Raw genomic sequence first — 14,048 nt, 5'->3', positions numbered from 1 at the left:
TCAGTTGGCTTCGGCGGCGGTCTTGATCTCGATGCCGTGGCGCTTGTTGACGAAGGACGTGTCGGCCACCTTCGACAGATCAAGGCCGCCCTCCTCGAGGATGCCGCTGTTCACCGCGGTCTCGTAGAAGGCGGCGATGCGCGCGTCGGTCATCGCGCCAATGCCAAGCTCGAGCGCGTCGCCGCTGTCGATGATGCCAAGCTCGCGCACCTGCGCCATCTCGGCGTCCAGCTTCTCGACGGTCAGCTCGGGGTTGGCGGCGATGATCGCCTCGTAGCCAGCGGTGTGATCCCCATAGAGGAAGGTGTACCAGCCCTCGATCGAGGCATCGACGAAGCGCTGCACCACGTCGGGGTTCTCGTCGATCATCTGCTGGCGGGTCTCGATGGTGGTGGCATAGGTGTTCCAGCCGTAATCCGCCATGAGATAGGTCGCGACGTCGGCACCCTCGGCCGCGGCGTAGAGCGGCTCGGCGGTGGCATAGGCCTGCTGCACCATCTTCTCGTCGCTGAGAAACTGCGCGAGGTTGTAACCGTAGGGGCGCACCTGCTCGTCCCGGAAGCCGAAGTCCTGCACCATCCATTTCCAGTACGAGAACTGGCCGTCCTTGGAGAGCAGGATCTCGGGCGCGGTGGTCAGGTCCTCCCAGCTGTCGTAGGCGCCTTCATGGGCGATGAGCGCCTGCGGGTCCTTCTGGAAGATCGCCGCGACGACGGTGGTGGGGATGCCGTTGCGCACGTTGTCGAAGGACAGCAGCAGGTTGCCCGCCATCAGGAAGTCGAGCTTGCCGGCGATCAGCATGGGGCGGTTGTTCACCTGCGGGCCACCCTGACGGATCTCGACCTCGAGTCCGTATTTCTCGTAGGTGCCGTCCGCCAGCGCCTGGTAAAAGCCGCCGTGGCCGCCCTGCGCCAGCCAGTTGGTGCCGAAGACGACCTTGTCGCCGGCAAAGGCCGCAGATGCCGCGAGCGAGGCCGCCAGCGCGGTCAGGGAAACGGAGAGAGTTTTCATTTCTTGGGATCCTGTTGGTTGGGGTCTTGTTATGCGCTGCGCGCCATCTCGGGGTGCCAGCCCCGGGTCTTGCCCGGGTTCATCAGGCCATAGGGGTCGGCCCGTTTCTTGAAGTCGATCTGCGCCGTGTCGATGGTCTTCATGCCGCCATCCTCGATGGTGACCACATGCGGGTCGAAGATCGTGCAGCCATCCGCTTCCAGCTCGGCAATCAGCGCGTACATCTCGTCCTTGCCGCGGAAGCGCACCAGCGGCAGGGCGAAGATCTGGATCTCGCCGTCCTGCCGCGCCATCTCGTGGTGCCAGAACATTTCGTCGCCGTAGCGCTCCATCTGGCGCATCACGAGGGCCGGATCGAAGGGGCGCGGGTAGGCCACCTGCAGGTAGGTCCAGCCCTTGTCGACCTTCAGCGCCTGCAGCGTGGTGTGGTTCCAGCCGCATTCATAGGCGGGCTGCAGGCGATTTGCGTGGATCTCCTCCATGGTCATGGCAAAGGAGATCGTCGCGCCCTCGGCCTCGGCCCGGGCGCGGAAACGGTCCATGTCCGACGGCGCGACCATGGCGAAGACCGCGTCGCGGTCCTCGGGGAAATAGCCCTCGAACTTGCGATAATAGGGCGCGAAGCGGCGCTCGACCGGGGTCAGCAGATAGCAATCGAGGCCATCTTCCTGCGCGGCCGTGGCAAAGCGCAGCGCCTTGTCGTAGCCGTCGAAGAGCGCGGCGGTGTGCAGCCAGTCGGTCGAGGGGGTGAGCGCCAGCCCCACCTCCAGCACGATGCCATTGGTGCCATAGGCGTGGTGCACCTTCTGCACGTCGGGCCCATGAAGCTCGATCACCTGCGGCTCTTCCTCGAGCGTGAGTACCTTGAGGTAGGTGAGGTTGCCTTCGTCGCGCAGCATGCCGTGGCGCAGCGAGCCGATGCCGCCCGAGCCGCCCGCGATGAAGCCGCCGATGGTGGCGAGGCTGCGGGTCGAGGGGTACATCGTCAGCTCCTGCCCGGTCTCGCGCGCCGCATCGTCGAGCTTCGACATGCGAATGCCCGCCTCGACATGGGCGTGTCCGGGGGTGATCTCGAGAATGCGGTTGAGGCGCGTCACGTCGATGACCAACCCGCCGTCGAGCGGCACGCATTGCCCGTAATTGCCGGTGCCGCCGCCGCGCAGCGTGACGGGCACCTTGTGGCGGGCTGCGGCGGCGGCAACGCGGATCACCTCGTCCTGATCCTGCGGGATCACCACCAGCTCGGCGCGCTTGTCCTTCAGCTCGGCGTCGAGGATCGGGCTGTACCAGAAGTAATCCTTGGACCGCGCCTCGAGCGCGCGTTCGTCGTCGTAAAAGCGCAGCCCGTCGAGGTCCTGCCGCAGGGCGGCGAGCGCCTCGGCGTGGCGGCCCTTGGGCGCGGCCAGTTGCGTGTCGGTCATGCGAGGTCTCCGGAGGTCTCGGGAATGGGGGCACCGCCGCGCCAGACAGTACGCGCCGCGCGAGGGCGGTTCAGCGCATCGTCGAGCCCGGTGGCGGCGATATGGATGAAGTCGGCGGGGGCACCGGCCTTGAGGGCAAAGTCATGTCCAAGCCAGCGCGCCGGGGTCTCGGTGACGCTGTCGAGCCATCCGGCGGGATCAAGATGCCCGGCAAGCACGGCCATGCGGTAGACGTCGAAAAGGTCGTAATCGCCCTGCGGGTAGAACGGATCGCAGACGTTGTCCGAGGCCAGCATGACCGGCATCCCCGCGGCGCGCGCCTCGTGGATGGGCGCGAGGCCCCGCAGCCGTGGCGTGCGGCCGGGCGTGGCGTCTTGCAGGAAGGCGTTGGTGGTCGGCAGGGTACAGAGCGCCATGCCCGCCTCCGCCGCCCGGCCCAGCAGATCGGCCACCGCGCCCTCCGGGCGCACCGAAAGCGAACAGCAGTGGCCCACCAGCACCCGGCCCGCCATGCCGCGCGCCTCGGTCTCCTGCAGGATTGCATCGAGCCCCTGCGCCTCTGGGTCGAGCCCCTCGTCGACGTGGAAATCGAGCTGCAGGTCGTGTGTCTCGGCAAGGTCGAAGACCCTGCGCAGCTTTGCCGGGATATCGTCGTTGCGGTAGATGAAGGCCCCGAGCACGGCGCCGGTCCCGGCAATCTCCTGCGCAATCCGCGCGCCGACCTCGGGGATGTCATCCAGCGGCGTCAGCGTGGCAAGCTGCAGATCGACCCGGCCGCGCCATTCCTCGGCCAGCTCGCGCAGCACCGGCAGCGCCGCGGGCACCCCGGCCTCGGTCCAATCGACGTGGCTGCGCATCGCCTTGGTGCCATTGGCAAAGGCGCGGCGCAGCCCGCGCGCGGCGCGCTGGCGCAGGTCGCCCGCCGTCCAGTTCGGCTTGTCCCCGGCCATCAGCTCGATCGCCTCGTGCAGCGACTGCGGGCGGCTCGGCACGCGCGCGGCGGTGAAGGTCTTGTCGAGGTGGACATGCGCGTCGGCAAAACAGGGCAACAGCAGGCCGCCCCCCTGCCCCTCCGACGGGGTCAGCGCGGCGATGCGCGCCCCCTCCAGCGTCACGTCCCAATACCCGTCGCGCCCGGCCAGCGCGACGCCGTTCAGCGTGGTCATCGCTCAGCCCTGCCGCTTGATTTCGCTCTCGTGCCAGTGCCCGAGGACCGCGCGCGAGAGCCAGGAGGTGGCGAGGAAGATCAGAATGCCCAGCATCGACACCAGAAGGAGCGCCGCGAACATCCGCGGGATCTCGCCCCGGAAGCTGCTTTCGAGGATGCGCGAGGCAAGGCCCGTGTTCTGCCCGGCGGTGCCGGCGACGAACTCGGCCACCACCGCGCCGATCAGCGCAAGACCGCCGGCGATCTTCAGCGCGGCCATGAAGTAGGGCAGCGCCGAGGGGATCAGCAGGTAGCGCAGGCGCTGCCACTTGGTGGCGCCGTAGAGGGTGAAAAGGTCACGCAGGTTGTGGTCGGCGCTGCGCATCCCGATGGCGGTGTTCGACAGGATCGGGAAAAAGGCAACGATCCAGGCGCAGATCAGCAGCGCGGCGAAGGTGCTGTCGACATAGATCAGGATCAGCGGCGCGATGGCCACCACCGGCGTCACCTGCAGGATCACCGCGAAGGGAAAGAGGCTCATCTCGATGGTGCGCGAGAGCGCAAAGACCATCCCCAGCGCCACGCCGCCGATGATCGCAAGGCCAAGCGACAGCAGCGTCAGCTTGACGGTGAACCAGGCGCTGGACAGCAGCGAGGGTCCGTCGGTCCAGAGCGTCTCGAGTATGAGGCTCGGTGCCGGGATCAGGTAGTGCGGGACCTCGTTGTAGCGCACGAGGAATTCCCAGAGCCCCAGCGCGCAGAGCAGCGCGGCGCAGGGCATGAGGATCTGCATCCGGCGCTCGCGGCGGGCGGCGCGCAGCGCGGGGTCTTCCGAGGCGGGGGCGCTCTGCGGGGCCATGGTCACGGGGTCAGTGGTTGAGGTCGACATCGTCCATGGTCCCTTCGAGTGCATCCGACACGAGACGGCAGGTCTCGGCGTATTCAGGCGTGGTGCGGTAGTGTTCGTCGCGGGTGGTGGCATCGGGCAGCGCGATGTCATGCACCACCCGGCCCGGGCGCGGTGCCATGACCACGACGCGGCTCGACAGGTAGACGCTCTCGAACACCGAGTGGGTGACGAAGATCACCGTCAGCCCGTTGCGCCGCCAGAGGTTCAGCACGTCGTTGTTCAGCTTGAAGCGAGTCATCTCGTCGAGCGCCGCGAAGGGCTCGTCCATCAGCAGCAGCTTGGGCTTTGTCACCATGGCGCGGGCGATCGAGACCCGCATCTTCATGCCGCCCGACAGCTCGCGCGGGTAGCTGCCGCCAAACTTGGCAAGACCCACCATCTCGAGCGCCTCGGTCACCTGCGGCTCGGCCTGCTTGCGGTTCAGCCCGCGCAACTTCAGCGGCAGGTAGACATTGTCGAACACCGTAGCCCAGGGCATCAGCGTCGGCTCCTGGAAGACGAAGCTGACGTCACCGCCGTGCACGCCCCCCGAGGTGCCCGCACCGCCCGGCGCGTGGCCGTTGACGGTGATCTGACCCGACGAGGGCGCCAGAAGCCCCGAGATCATCCGCAGCGCCGTCGACTTGCCACAGCCCGAGGGGCCGAGCAGGCTGACGAACTCGCCCTGCCGAATGGTGAGATCCATGTCCTGCAGCGCCAGCGTTCCATTGTCGAAGCGCTTGAAGACGTGGGACATCTCGATCTGCGCAGCGCCCTGCACAGAGGCGTGTGCTGTGGTGTCGAGGGGCATGGGCGGGCTCCTTACCAGTCGGGTTGCGTGTCGAGCCGCGACAGCGGTGCGCGGTCGATCTCGTCGAAGATGTCGAGGAGCCGGGCGACCGCGTGATCGAGCGTCGTCGCGCCCTTCTCGGCGCTGGCCAGATGGGCTTCGCCGCAGGCCCCGGCGCTGCTGAGATCCTGCGTCAGCCATGCGGGTTTTGCGGGGCCGGGCAGCGCGATCGAGGGGGTGTCCCGTGCCCAGATCTCGGCCTGCGAGGGAAAGTCGCGGGCCTCGGACATGTCGACGTTGCCGGGATCGAGCGCCAGCATCACCGAGGTTTCCATGTCGCCGGCGTGGATGCCATGGCGCAATTCGCGCTCCGAGAAGACCCCCTCGGGCATCCCGGCGGCGAACCAGCTCAGGGCAAAGGCCATCATCTTGTGTTTCTCGCGCAGTTCCCGGGCAACGATGTCCATGGCCGGGATATTGCCGCCATGGCCGTTGAGCAGGACGATCTTGCGCACGCCCGAGCGCGCCACGCAGGCGCCGATCTCGGTCCAGACCCGCAGCAGCGTCTCGGCCGAAAGCGTCAGGCTGCCCGGATAGGCGCTGTGCTCGTTGCTCTTGGTCACCGCCTGTGTCGGCAGGAAGACCACCGGGCTGTGATCGGGCAGCGCGCCCGCAAGACGCGAGACCACACCCTCGACCGAGGCTGTGTCGACGGACATCGGCAGATGCGGGCCGTGCTGTTCGATGGCGCCGAGCGGCAGCACCGCGATCAGCTTCTCGCGGTCAAGCGCGGCAAACTCCCTGCTGCTGTAGTCCGCCCAGTATCGTTTCATGCCCTGCTCCTTCGACAGCCCTCGCCGCACCACGGCGATTTGCGGTCTCATAGCGAATGATCAAACCATTTGGTATGAAAACGTCGGATCGGGCAAGAGAACCTAGGGTTTGCCTTGGATTTCACCGAAATAGTGCCTTCGAATTGTGCATTTTTCCGGGGCGTGTCTAGAGAACGCCGGCGAACCGAGCACACATCCGGCAGGAAATAGGGCCCCGGGCGATTCGTCCGACGCGGCGTCGTGAATGCCGGGCGACTTGCTTGACTAAATTAGTTGGTTTTCCTAGAAGTCCAAATTGACCGGCGTTTCGCTCCGGCGCCCGCCGCGTCTTTCCTGCCCAATGTCCCCGCCGGCACCCGGGTGCGCCACGTCCCGCGGCCGCGCCTACCCGCCTGACCGACGCGAGCCGCCATGACCTTCATGCCCCGCATGACATCGCAGACCCGAGCCATCAGCCCCACGCGCCCGCTGCGCTGGCGGCGCTGGGGCGCCGCCATCGCCGACGTCTGGCATGTGCATGGCGAGGCGGGCGCGGGCGGCTTCTACCGCTCGCCCGACCCCCGTCTGGTGGTGTTCCTCGGCGCGCAAGCCGGGGCGCTGCGGCTGCGCACCAGCCCGCACGGGGCATGGTTGGAGGGGATCGGCGCCTTCTATATCCCCGCCGGCATGCCGCTCTGGAGCGCCCTGCCCGAAGAGCGGGACTATGCCCATCTCGACTTTCACCTCGAGGCCGGACCGCTGGCGCAGCGGTTGCGTGCCGCGGGCGGCGCGCAGCGGATGGACGAGGCGCATTTCCTCGCTGCCGAGAACCGCACCCAGCCGCTCGCCGCGCTTCTGGCCGAAGAGGTGCAGAACCCGTCCCGCCCCGACATCATGCTCGACGGGCTGCTCTCGGCGCTGCTCTGCGAGGTGCTCGACCTTGGTGCGACCGTGGCGGAGCCGCGCCGCGGCGGTCTGCCGCCGCATGTGATCCGAGATCTGCGCAGCCATGCCCTCTCGGCGCTGCATCGGCGGATCGAGGTGGCCGAACTGGCTGAGTTGGCGGGCCTCTCGGAAAGCTGGCTCACCCGGGCCTTCAAGCAGAGCCTCGGAACCACGCCGCAGCGCTGGCTGACCCAGCTTCGGGTCGAGACGGCGATGGGGTTGATGACCGACACGCCGATGGGGCTCGCCGAGATCGCCGCCGCCGTGGGTTTCGCCGACCAGGCGCATCTCACGCGCGCCTTCCGCGCCGCGCAGGGAGAGACCCCCGCCGCCTGGCGAAAAGTCAGAACGCGCGCGATTTCTTCAAACCACGGCAGTCTCGTTCAAGCGCGGCCCTAAATCCCGAGATAAATACTCGGACAAAATCCGCATCCTGGAACGTGACATGACAAGTACCCTCCGCCTGCCTCTTCTCGCCAGCGCCAGCCTGCTCGCCCTCGCCGGGGCCGCACAGGCGCAATCCACCGCAGATCTCTTTGACCTGGGCGAGCTCGTGCTCGAGGGCGGTTACAATCCGTCGGACCCGGTGCCGGGATATGTGGCCACCACGGCGCAGACCGCCACCAAGACCGGCACGCCGATCCTCGAGACGCCGCAGTCGATCTCGGTGATCACCGGCGAGCAGATCGAGGACCAGGGCGCGACCACGCTCGGCGACACGCTCGGCTACACCGCCGGCGTCACCGCGCAGCCCTACGGCACCGACCCGCGCTTCGACGCGCCGACGATCCGCGGCTTCAACGGCGGCAACGCCCAGTATCTCAACGGCCTGCGCCTGCTGCGGGAACGCGGCGCGCCGTCGTTCGAGGTCTACTCGCTGGAACGTGTCGAGGTGCTGAAGGGCCCGGCGTCGGTGCTCTACGGCGCGGGGATCCCGGGCGGCGTGATCAACCAGATCCAGAAGCGCGCCCAGTTCCTCAGCTTCGGCGAGCTCGGCGTCGGCGCCGGTGACCCCAAGGCGACCGAGGGCTTCATCGACTACAACCACGCCTTCAGCGACACCTTCGCAGCCCGCGTCACCGCCGTGGCGCGCGACAGCGAGGAAGACGTGGAGGAGCTCGAGAACAGCCGCCGCTACCTCGGCCTCGCCACCCGCTGGCAGCCGACCGCGCAGACCTCGCTACAAGTCCTCGGCGCCTGGCAGAAGGACAGCCCGATCACCCCCGCCGGTGTGCCCCATGACCTGCTCGGCGCGGCCGACGACGAGGACCTGCGCGACTTCTACGCCGGCGATCCCAGCGATGACGAGAGCGATCGCGAGATGCTCAACCTCGGCTTCGAGCTGAGCCATGAGCTGAGCCGCGACTGGTCGGTGGACGCGAACTTCCGCTACCAGAAATTCGACTGGGACTATACCGGCTTCTACGTCAACAACCCGGTGAGCGACGGCGATACCATCACCCGCGGCGCCAATGGCACGAGCGAAGCGAGCTTCTCGCAGAACCTCGACCTGCGGCTCAACGGTCAGCTCGACACCGGCGCGGTGAACCACCGGCTGGTGCTGGGCCTCGACATGCGCCGCTACGGCATCGACGAGACCACCGACTTCCTCAACGCCGATGCGATCAGCTTCTCGAACCCCTCCTACGGCGGCGCGAACCTGAGCGCCCCGTGGTACTCCGAGACCAATGACCTGACGCTCGAGCAGGTCGGCCTCTACCTGCAGGACGAGCTCGCTTTCGGCAACTGGCGCGCCTCGCTGGCGCTGCGCCATGACTGGGCCAGCCAGACCGGCACCGCCTCGACCTGGATGGACTGGGCAGGCGCCATCTACGAGAGCAACACCGACATCGACCAGGACGACGAGGCGACCACCGGGCGTGCCGGTCTGAGCTACGTCTACGTCAATGGTCTCGCACCCTACCTGAGCTACACCACCTCTTTCGATCCCGAGATCGGCGTCGACAACAGCGGCACCCCCTTCGAGGCGACCGAGGGCAAACAGTGGGAAGCCGGGGTGAAATACCAGCCGCTCGGCTTCAACGGCTTCTTCAGTGCGGCGATCTATGACCTGCGGCAGACCAACGTGAAGACCCCGGTCACCGACGACAGCGGCATCGGCGACGAGCGGCAGGTCGGCGAGGTGCACTCGCAGGGTCTGGAATTGGAAGCCTCGGTCGACCTCGACAGCGGCTGGAACCTGCGCGGCGCCTATGCCTGGAACCGCGCCGAACAGGAGGGCGGCGACTATGATGGCTTCGACATGCCGAACGCGCCGCTGCACAACGCCAGCCTCTGGGCGAACTACAGCTTTGCCGCTGGCTCGGCGCTGGACGGGCTCACCCTCGGCGGGGGCGCGCGCTACATCGGCGAACGCTACGGCGACGCGGCCAACCTCTACCACATGGACGACGTGACCCTTCTGGACCTGCAGGCCTCTTATGCGGTGACCGACGACATGCAGGTCTCGGTCAACGTCAGCAACCTCACCGACGAGGCCTATGTGGCCAACTGCGGCTCCTTCGGCTGCTACTATGGTGACGGTCGCACGGTTCAGGCCCGCCTGACCTACAAGTGGTGATCCGTTTCGCCTGACAAGCCGGGGCGCCGCGTCTATGGATGCGGGGCCCCTTTCTGCCTTTGCCCGGCAGGACCGCGCCACGACCCCTAGGAGACAGCCAGATGCTGCGCCAGTTCTTCGCCTACTACCGCCCGCACATGCGGCTCTTCTGGCTCGACTTCGGGTCGGCCGTGATCTCGGGACTGCTCGAGCTGGCTTTCCCGCTAGCCATCGCCGGATTCATCGACCACCTGCTTCCCGGCGGTGACTGGACGCTGACACTGCTCGCCGCTGTCGGGCTGGTTGTTGTCTATCTGATCAACGCGGGGCTGATGATCGTGGTCACCTACTGGGGCCACAAGCTTGGTATCAACATCGAGACCGAGATGCGCAGCAAGGCCTTCGCGCATCTCACCAAACTGAGCTGGGGGTGGTTCGACCGCGCCGAGACCGGCAAGCTCGTGGCCCGGGTCACCCGCGACCTCGAAGAGATCGGCGAGGTCGCCCACCACGGCCCCGAGGATCTGTTCATCGCCATCATGACCTTTGCCGGGGCCTTTGGTCTCATGGCCTGGATCCACCTGCCGCTGGCGCTGATGACGCTGGTGATCGTGCCGGTCATGGTCTGGCTGATCGCCGTCTACGGCGGGCGGATGACCCAGACCTGGCAGGCCATCTACAGCCGTGTCGGCGCCTTCAACGTGCGGCTCGAGGAAAGCCTCGGCGGCATCCGCGTGGTGCAGGCCTTTTCCAACGAGCCGCACGAGCGCGCGCTCTTCGAGCAGGACAACCGCCGCTACCGCGAGACCAAGCTCGACGCCTACCGCATCCTCGCCAAGCTCACCGCGCTGCATTACAGCGGCATGCGCATGGTGCAGGTGGTGGTCATGGTGGCCGGCGCGGGCTTCGTCTTCAACGGCACGCTGTCCGAAGGCGGCTTCGTCGGCTTCCTGCTGCTGGTCAACGTCTTCTTCCGCCCGCTCGAGAAGATCGCCGCGGTGATGGAGACCTACCCGCGCGGTATCGCCGGCTTCCGCCGCTACACCGAACTTCTGGCCACCGAGGCCGACATCACCGACGCGCCGGGCGCCATCGAGGCCCCGAGGTTTCGCGGCGAAATCACCTTCGCCCGGGTCAGCTTTGCCTATGACGGGGCGCGCGGGGTGCTGCACGAGGTCTCGCTCGACATCCGCCCGGGCGAAACGGTGGCGCTCGTCGGCCCCTCGGGTGCGGGCAAGTCGAGCCTGATGGCGCTGCTGCCGCGTTTCTACGAGCCCACCGGCGGCGAAATCCGCATCGACGGGGTGCCGATCCACAAGATGACCCTCGCCTCGCTGCGCAGCCAGATCGGGCTGGTGTCGCAGGACGTCTTCCTTTTCGGCGGGACGCTGCGCGACAATATCGCCTATGGCAAGCTCGGCGCCACCGAAGAGGAAATTCGTGCCGCCGTCGCCCACGCGCAGCTTGCCCCGCTGGTCGAGACCCTGCCAGAGGGGCTCGACACGGTGGTCGGCGAGCGCGGCGTGATGCTTTCGGGCGGGCAGCGGCAACGTGTGGCGATTGCACGCGTGTTCCTCAAGAACCCGCCGATCCTGCTTCTCGACGAGGCGACCTCGGCGCTCGACCGGACCACCGAGCGCGAGGTGCAGGCGGCGCTGTCGCGCTTGGCAGTGGGACGCACAACGCTGGTCATCGCCCACCGGCTCAACACCGTGCGCGACGCCGACCACATCGTGGTGCTGGAACAGGGCCGCGTGGTCGAGCGCGGCAGCCACGACGCGCTGATCGAGGCCAAGGCCGCCTACTACGAGCTCGCGAGCTGAGCCCGCTCCGATCCCGCCAGACATGAGAACGCCGGCCCAAAGACGAGGGCCGGCGCTTTCACCCGGGAAAACCGATCAGAGACGGATGTCGTCGAGCCGCTGATCGCCCGGCAGCTTGGAGCGTTCGAGGATGATCTGCGAGATCGCCCGCGCCCGCACCGGGTTCAGCGCGGCCATGATCGGCGCCGCGTCGCGCTCGTTCATCGTGCCGAGAACCATGACCGAAACCTCGATGTCGAGATCGTCCATGATGGTCGCCGCATCCTTGGGCTTCATGTTCCGGTAGAGCGCCACCAGCCGGTCCACGTCGGAAGTGTGCGCCGCCTTGACCTTCTCCAGCAACCCGTCGAGCTCGACCTTCAGATCCGCGAGCCGCTGCTGCTCGATCTCGAGCGTCTCGCGCGCCAGCTCGATTTCGGCCTCGCGCTGCGCGTAGCGGTCCTTCTGCGCCAGCAGCAGCTCGCGCTCGGCGCGGATCGAGGCCAGCAGCTCTTCGGGTCCGCCTTCGCAGAGCATTGCCGGATCCGCCGCCGCCGCCGTGGCCGCAGCCGGCACAGCGTCCGGCTCGCCGCTGGCGGCCGCGGAAGCGGCACCGACGAACATCGTCTGCTCGGCTTGCGGCGGCTCGGCGACCGAGGCCAGCTTGGGTTCGTTGGCAAGGGTCACGCCGATCTTGCCGATCACGGCGACCGCAAGACCCACGAGCAGGAAGGTGATCGGGCGCATCCGGCTCACGCCTCCCGGTTGCGCACGGTTTCGAAGAAGCCGCGCACCAGCTCGGACTTACCCGACACAGAGGCGGTGCCGGTCGGCCGGTTCGGCCGCTCGCGCGAGGTGCGGAACGACGGCGCCTCGCCACGGGCGGCGTCGCTGCGGCTGACTTCGGGCTCGCGCTGGCGGCGGCCACGACTGTCCGCAGCCTGCTCACCGGCGGCCCGCAGCGCGGAGACCGCGCTTTCGGACTTGTCCACCGCGGCAGAGAAGCTGCCGATCATCGGCTCGAGCTCGCGCAGCGCCGCCATCAGCACGCGCACGCGGCGATCCACCACCCAGGCGTAGGTGAGCGTGCCGACGAGGAGCACCAGTATGGCCATGTCAATCAAGAAGGACATTGGGCAATTCCTCTTCTTCGTACAGTTTTTCCGAGACCTTCAGCGCGATCTTGCCGTTCTTGCGCCGGCCGACCTCGGCGCGGGCAATGGTCTTGCCGGTCACGCAGATGGTCACCGGATCATCCACCTGCATGCCGAGGTCGAGGATCTGTCCCGGCATCCAGGACAGCACCTCGCGCAGGCTCAGGTTGGTTTCCCCCAGCACCGCGGCGACCGGGATATTGGTCGTTCCGAGCTTCTCGGTCAGCTTCATACGCCAGCCGGTGTCGCCGCCCAGCTGGCCGCCGGTGAACTGCTGCGACAGCACGTCGCCCACCGCGTCGAGCGCCGTGGTCGGCAACAGGAAGACCATCTCGCCGACCCGATCCTCGATGTTGATCCGCAGCACCGCGCGTGCGCAAGAACTGGTCGGCGGCCCGAGCATCAGCGCCTTGGGGTTGGTTTCGAGATGGCCGATCTCGAAGCGGACCGGCGTCACCTTCTCGAAAGCCGCCGACAGCTCCGCGAGCGTGCGCTCGCAGAACGCCTTGCCGATCCGCTTCTCGATGCCGGTGAAGGTGCGCGGGCTGCGCGGGCTCTCTGGCACTGTGCGGCCCCCGAAGGTGATCTCGAGGATCGAGTAGAGCAGCTCCGGGCGCAGCGCGGCGGCGATGGTGCCGCCCCATTCCACCGCCTCGGTGACGCCGATCAGCGCGGGCTCGGGCAGCGAGTCGATGGCGTCCTGGCATGTCAGGTAATCCATCTTGGCCAAGGTCACGTCGACCACCGCCCCGAGGTAGGTCTTCAGCGCCTGCGAGAGCGATAGCGCGAACCGGTCGAACACCACCTCGAGCATCGGCAGGCGCGCGTAGGAGCGCTTGGCACGCTCGACGATCAGCTCCTCGACGGCGCGGGTGTCGATCACGAATTGGCTCTGCTCGTTCATTGGATGATCAGGTCCGCGATGAGAAATTCCCGGGGCGCCTCGCTGTCGGTGATCGCGCGGGCGCGGCGCAGCAACTCAGCCTTGAGCCGGGCGATGCCGATCGAACCCTGCAGATCGCTCTCGTTGAGCTGCCGCAGGTAGTCCTGAAAGCTGTCGCGCATGAACAGCTGGCGGGTTTCGATCGTCGCTGCCCCGGCGATGCTGTTGTCGTAGACCAGCGCCAGGTTCAGCTTGAGAAAGCGCGAGGTCTGCCGCCCGGTGGCCGTGGTGGCGGTGATGTTGACGATGATCTCCTGGAACGGCAGCACGATGATGTTCTCGGGCTGCTTGGGCATGTCCATCAGCTGCGTATAGCTGGAGGCCCCGGAACCAGACGCTGAGGCTGCACCTTGCCCCGACGCATCCGTATGCGCCGACGAGCTGCTCTCCGGCGCTTTTGTGCCGCCGATCAGCGCCCCCAGCCGGGCTGGCCCCGCTGCGGCGACAAGCCCCGCCAGAAGCGCCACGACACAGGCCAACGCGATTGCGAGCGCGATGACCAGCCCCCCTTTCCGGGAGCCGTCGGATGTGGTTTCCGTCGTCGTCGCGTCAGCCATGAACCGTCTTTGAAAGT

General features: G+C 67.3%; 13 protein-coding genes. 3 read left to right on the top strand and 10 right to left on the bottom strand.

Annotated features, from left to right (window positions below; translation table 11 throughout):
* From G0D83_RS28920 to G0D83_RS28895, 6 genes are read right to left on the bottom strand one after another with little or no spacing between them, the layout of a single operon-like run.
* Positions 1-1,011: an ABC transporter substrate-binding protein gene (locus G0D83_RS28920; RefSeq protein ID WP_108970213.1), complete on the bottom strand. Its 1,011-nt coding sequence runs from the start codon at positions 1,009-1,011 to the stop codon at positions 1-3.
* Positions 1,012-1,040: 29 nt separating this feature from the next.
* On the bottom strand, positions 1,041-2,432 hold the full coding sequence (locus G0D83_RS28915; RefSeq protein ID WP_164197932.1) for an FAD-binding oxidoreductase: 1,392 nt from the start codon (positions 2,430-2,432) through the stop codon (positions 1,041-1,043).
* Entirely contained in the window at positions 2,429-3,598 is a 1,170-nt protein-coding gene (locus G0D83_RS28910; RefSeq protein ID WP_164197930.1) for an amidohydrolase family protein, read from the bottom strand. The genes G0D83_RS28915 and G0D83_RS28910 overlap by 4 nt, the downstream gene beginning before the upstream one ends.
* A 3-nt stretch (positions 3,599-3,601) precedes the next feature.
* Positions 3,602-4,468, bottom strand: coding sequence for an ABC transporter permease (locus G0D83_RS28905; protein WP_235940345.1), 867 nt, complete (start codon positions 4,466-4,468; stop codon positions 3,602-3,604).
* The gene (locus tag G0D83_RS28900; RefSeq protein WP_164197928.1) at positions 4,449-5,279 is read right to left on the bottom strand and encodes an ABC transporter ATP-binding protein; all 831 of its coding nucleotides are present in this window, start codon (positions 5,277-5,279) and stop codon (positions 4,449-4,451) included. Before G0D83_RS28900 ends, G0D83_RS28905 begins: the two co-directional genes overlap by 20 nt.
* Positions 5,280-5,290: 11 nt before the next feature.
* Positions 5,291-6,091, bottom strand: coding sequence for a creatininase family protein (locus tag G0D83_RS28895; protein ID WP_164197926.1), 801 nt, complete (start codon positions 6,089-6,091; stop codon positions 5,291-5,293).
* Between the two features lie 411 nt (positions 6,092-6,502).
* Between G0D83_RS28895 and G0D83_RS28890 the strand changes: the two genes are divergently transcribed.
* The 3 genes from G0D83_RS28890 (at position 6,503) to G0D83_RS28880 (ending at position 11,398) form a co-directional block, all read left to right on the top strand.
* A complete protein-coding gene (locus G0D83_RS28890; protein ID WP_164197924.1) occupies positions 6,503-7,414 on the top strand; it encodes an AraC family transcriptional regulator in 912 nt (303 codons plus the stop codon).
* A gap of 46 nt (positions 7,415-7,460) precedes the next feature.
* A complete protein-coding gene (locus tag G0D83_RS28885; RefSeq protein WP_164197922.1) occupies positions 7,461-9,596 on the top strand; it encodes a TonB-dependent siderophore receptor in 2,136 nt (711 codons plus the stop codon).
* A gap of 101 nt (positions 9,597-9,697) precedes the next feature.
* Positions 9,698-11,398 (top strand): ABC transporter ATP-binding protein, encoded by a 1,701-nt coding sequence (locus G0D83_RS28880; protein ID WP_164197920.1) that lies wholly within the window; start codon positions 9,698-9,700, stop codon positions 11,396-11,398.
* Positions 11,399-11,473: 75 nt separating this feature from the next.
* Here G0D83_RS28880 and G0D83_RS28875 read toward each other — a convergent pair whose 3' ends face one another.
* Genes G0D83_RS28875 through fliL form a run of 4 tightly spaced genes read right to left on the bottom strand, consistent with a single transcriptional unit; the run spans position 11,474 to position 14,031 of the window.
* Positions 11,474-12,124: a MotE family protein gene (locus G0D83_RS28875; protein WP_164197918.1), complete on the bottom strand. Its 651-nt coding sequence runs from the start codon at positions 12,122-12,124 to the stop codon at positions 11,474-11,476.
* Positions 12,125-12,129: 5 nt separating this feature from the next.
* Positions 12,130-12,510: a flagellar motor switch protein gene (locus tag G0D83_RS28870; RefSeq protein ID WP_108970222.1), complete on the bottom strand. Its 381-nt coding sequence runs from the start codon at positions 12,508-12,510 to the stop codon at positions 12,130-12,132.
* A complete protein-coding gene (locus tag G0D83_RS28865; protein ID WP_108970223.1) occupies positions 12,494-13,435 on the bottom strand; it encodes a flagellar motor switch protein FliM in 942 nt (313 codons plus the stop codon). The genes G0D83_RS28870 and G0D83_RS28865 overlap by 17 nt, the downstream gene beginning before the upstream one ends.
* Positions 13,432-14,031: a flagellar basal body-associated protein FliL gene (fliL, locus tag G0D83_RS28860; RefSeq protein WP_164197916.1), complete on the bottom strand. Its 600-nt coding sequence runs from the start codon at positions 14,029-14,031 to the stop codon at positions 13,432-13,434. The genes G0D83_RS28865 and fliL overlap by 4 nt, the downstream gene beginning before the upstream one ends.
* Between the last annotated feature and the right edge of the window lie 17 nt (positions 14,032-14,048).

Source organism: Salipiger sp. PrR003, from assembly GCF_010500785.1.
Classification (GTDB): Bacteria; Pseudomonadota; Alphaproteobacteria; order Rhodobacterales; family Rhodobacteraceae; genus Salipiger; species Salipiger pacificus_A.
Note: the sequence above shows the minus strand (reverse complement) of the source record. Positions and strands in the feature narration are given on the sequence as shown.

Coding starts and splice junctions, on each gene's coding strand:
- G0D83_RS28920 (WP_108970213.1), bottom strand. CDS start 1,011: ATGAAAACTCTCTCCGTTTCCCTGACCGCGCTGGCGGCCTCGCTCGCG.
- G0D83_RS28915 (WP_164197932.1), bottom strand. CDS start 2,432: ATGACCGACACGCAACTGGCCGCGCCCAAGGGCCGCCACGCCGAGGCG.
- G0D83_RS28910 (WP_164197930.1), bottom strand. CDS start 3,598: ATGACCACGCTGAACGGCGTCGCGCTGGCCGGGCGCGACGGGTATTGG.
- G0D83_RS28905 (WP_235940345.1), bottom strand. CDS start 4,468: ATGTCGACCTCAACCACTGACCCCGTGACCATGGCCCCGCAGAGCGCC.
- G0D83_RS28900 (WP_164197928.1), bottom strand. CDS start 5,279: ATGCCCCTCGACACCACAGCACACGCCTCTGTGCAGGGCGCTGCGCAG.
- G0D83_RS28895 (WP_164197926.1), bottom strand. CDS start 6,091: ATGAAACGATACTGGGCGGACTACAGCAGCAGGGAGTTTGCCGCGCTT.
- G0D83_RS28890 (WP_164197924.1), top strand. CDS start 6,503: ATGACCTTCATGCCCCGCATGACATCGCAGACCCGAGCCATCAGCCCC.
- G0D83_RS28885 (WP_164197922.1), top strand. CDS start 7,461: ATGACAAGTACCCTCCGCCTGCCTCTTCTCGCCAGCGCCAGCCTGCTC.
- G0D83_RS28880 (WP_164197920.1), top strand. CDS start 9,698: ATGCTGCGCCAGTTCTTCGCCTACTACCGCCCGCACATGCGGCTCTTC.
- G0D83_RS28875 (WP_164197918.1), bottom strand. CDS start 12,124: ATGCGCCCGATCACCTTCCTGCTCGTGGGTCTTGCGGTCGCCGTGATC.
- G0D83_RS28870 (WP_108970222.1), bottom strand. CDS start 12,510: ATGTCCTTCTTGATTGACATGGCCATACTGGTGCTCCTCGTCGGCACG.
- G0D83_RS28865 (WP_108970223.1), bottom strand. CDS start 13,435: ATGAACGAGCAGAGCCAATTCGTGATCGACACCCGCGCCGTCGAGGAG.
- fliL (WP_164197916.1), bottom strand. CDS start 14,031: ATGGCTGACGCGACGACGACGGAAACCACATCCGACGGCTCCCGGAAA.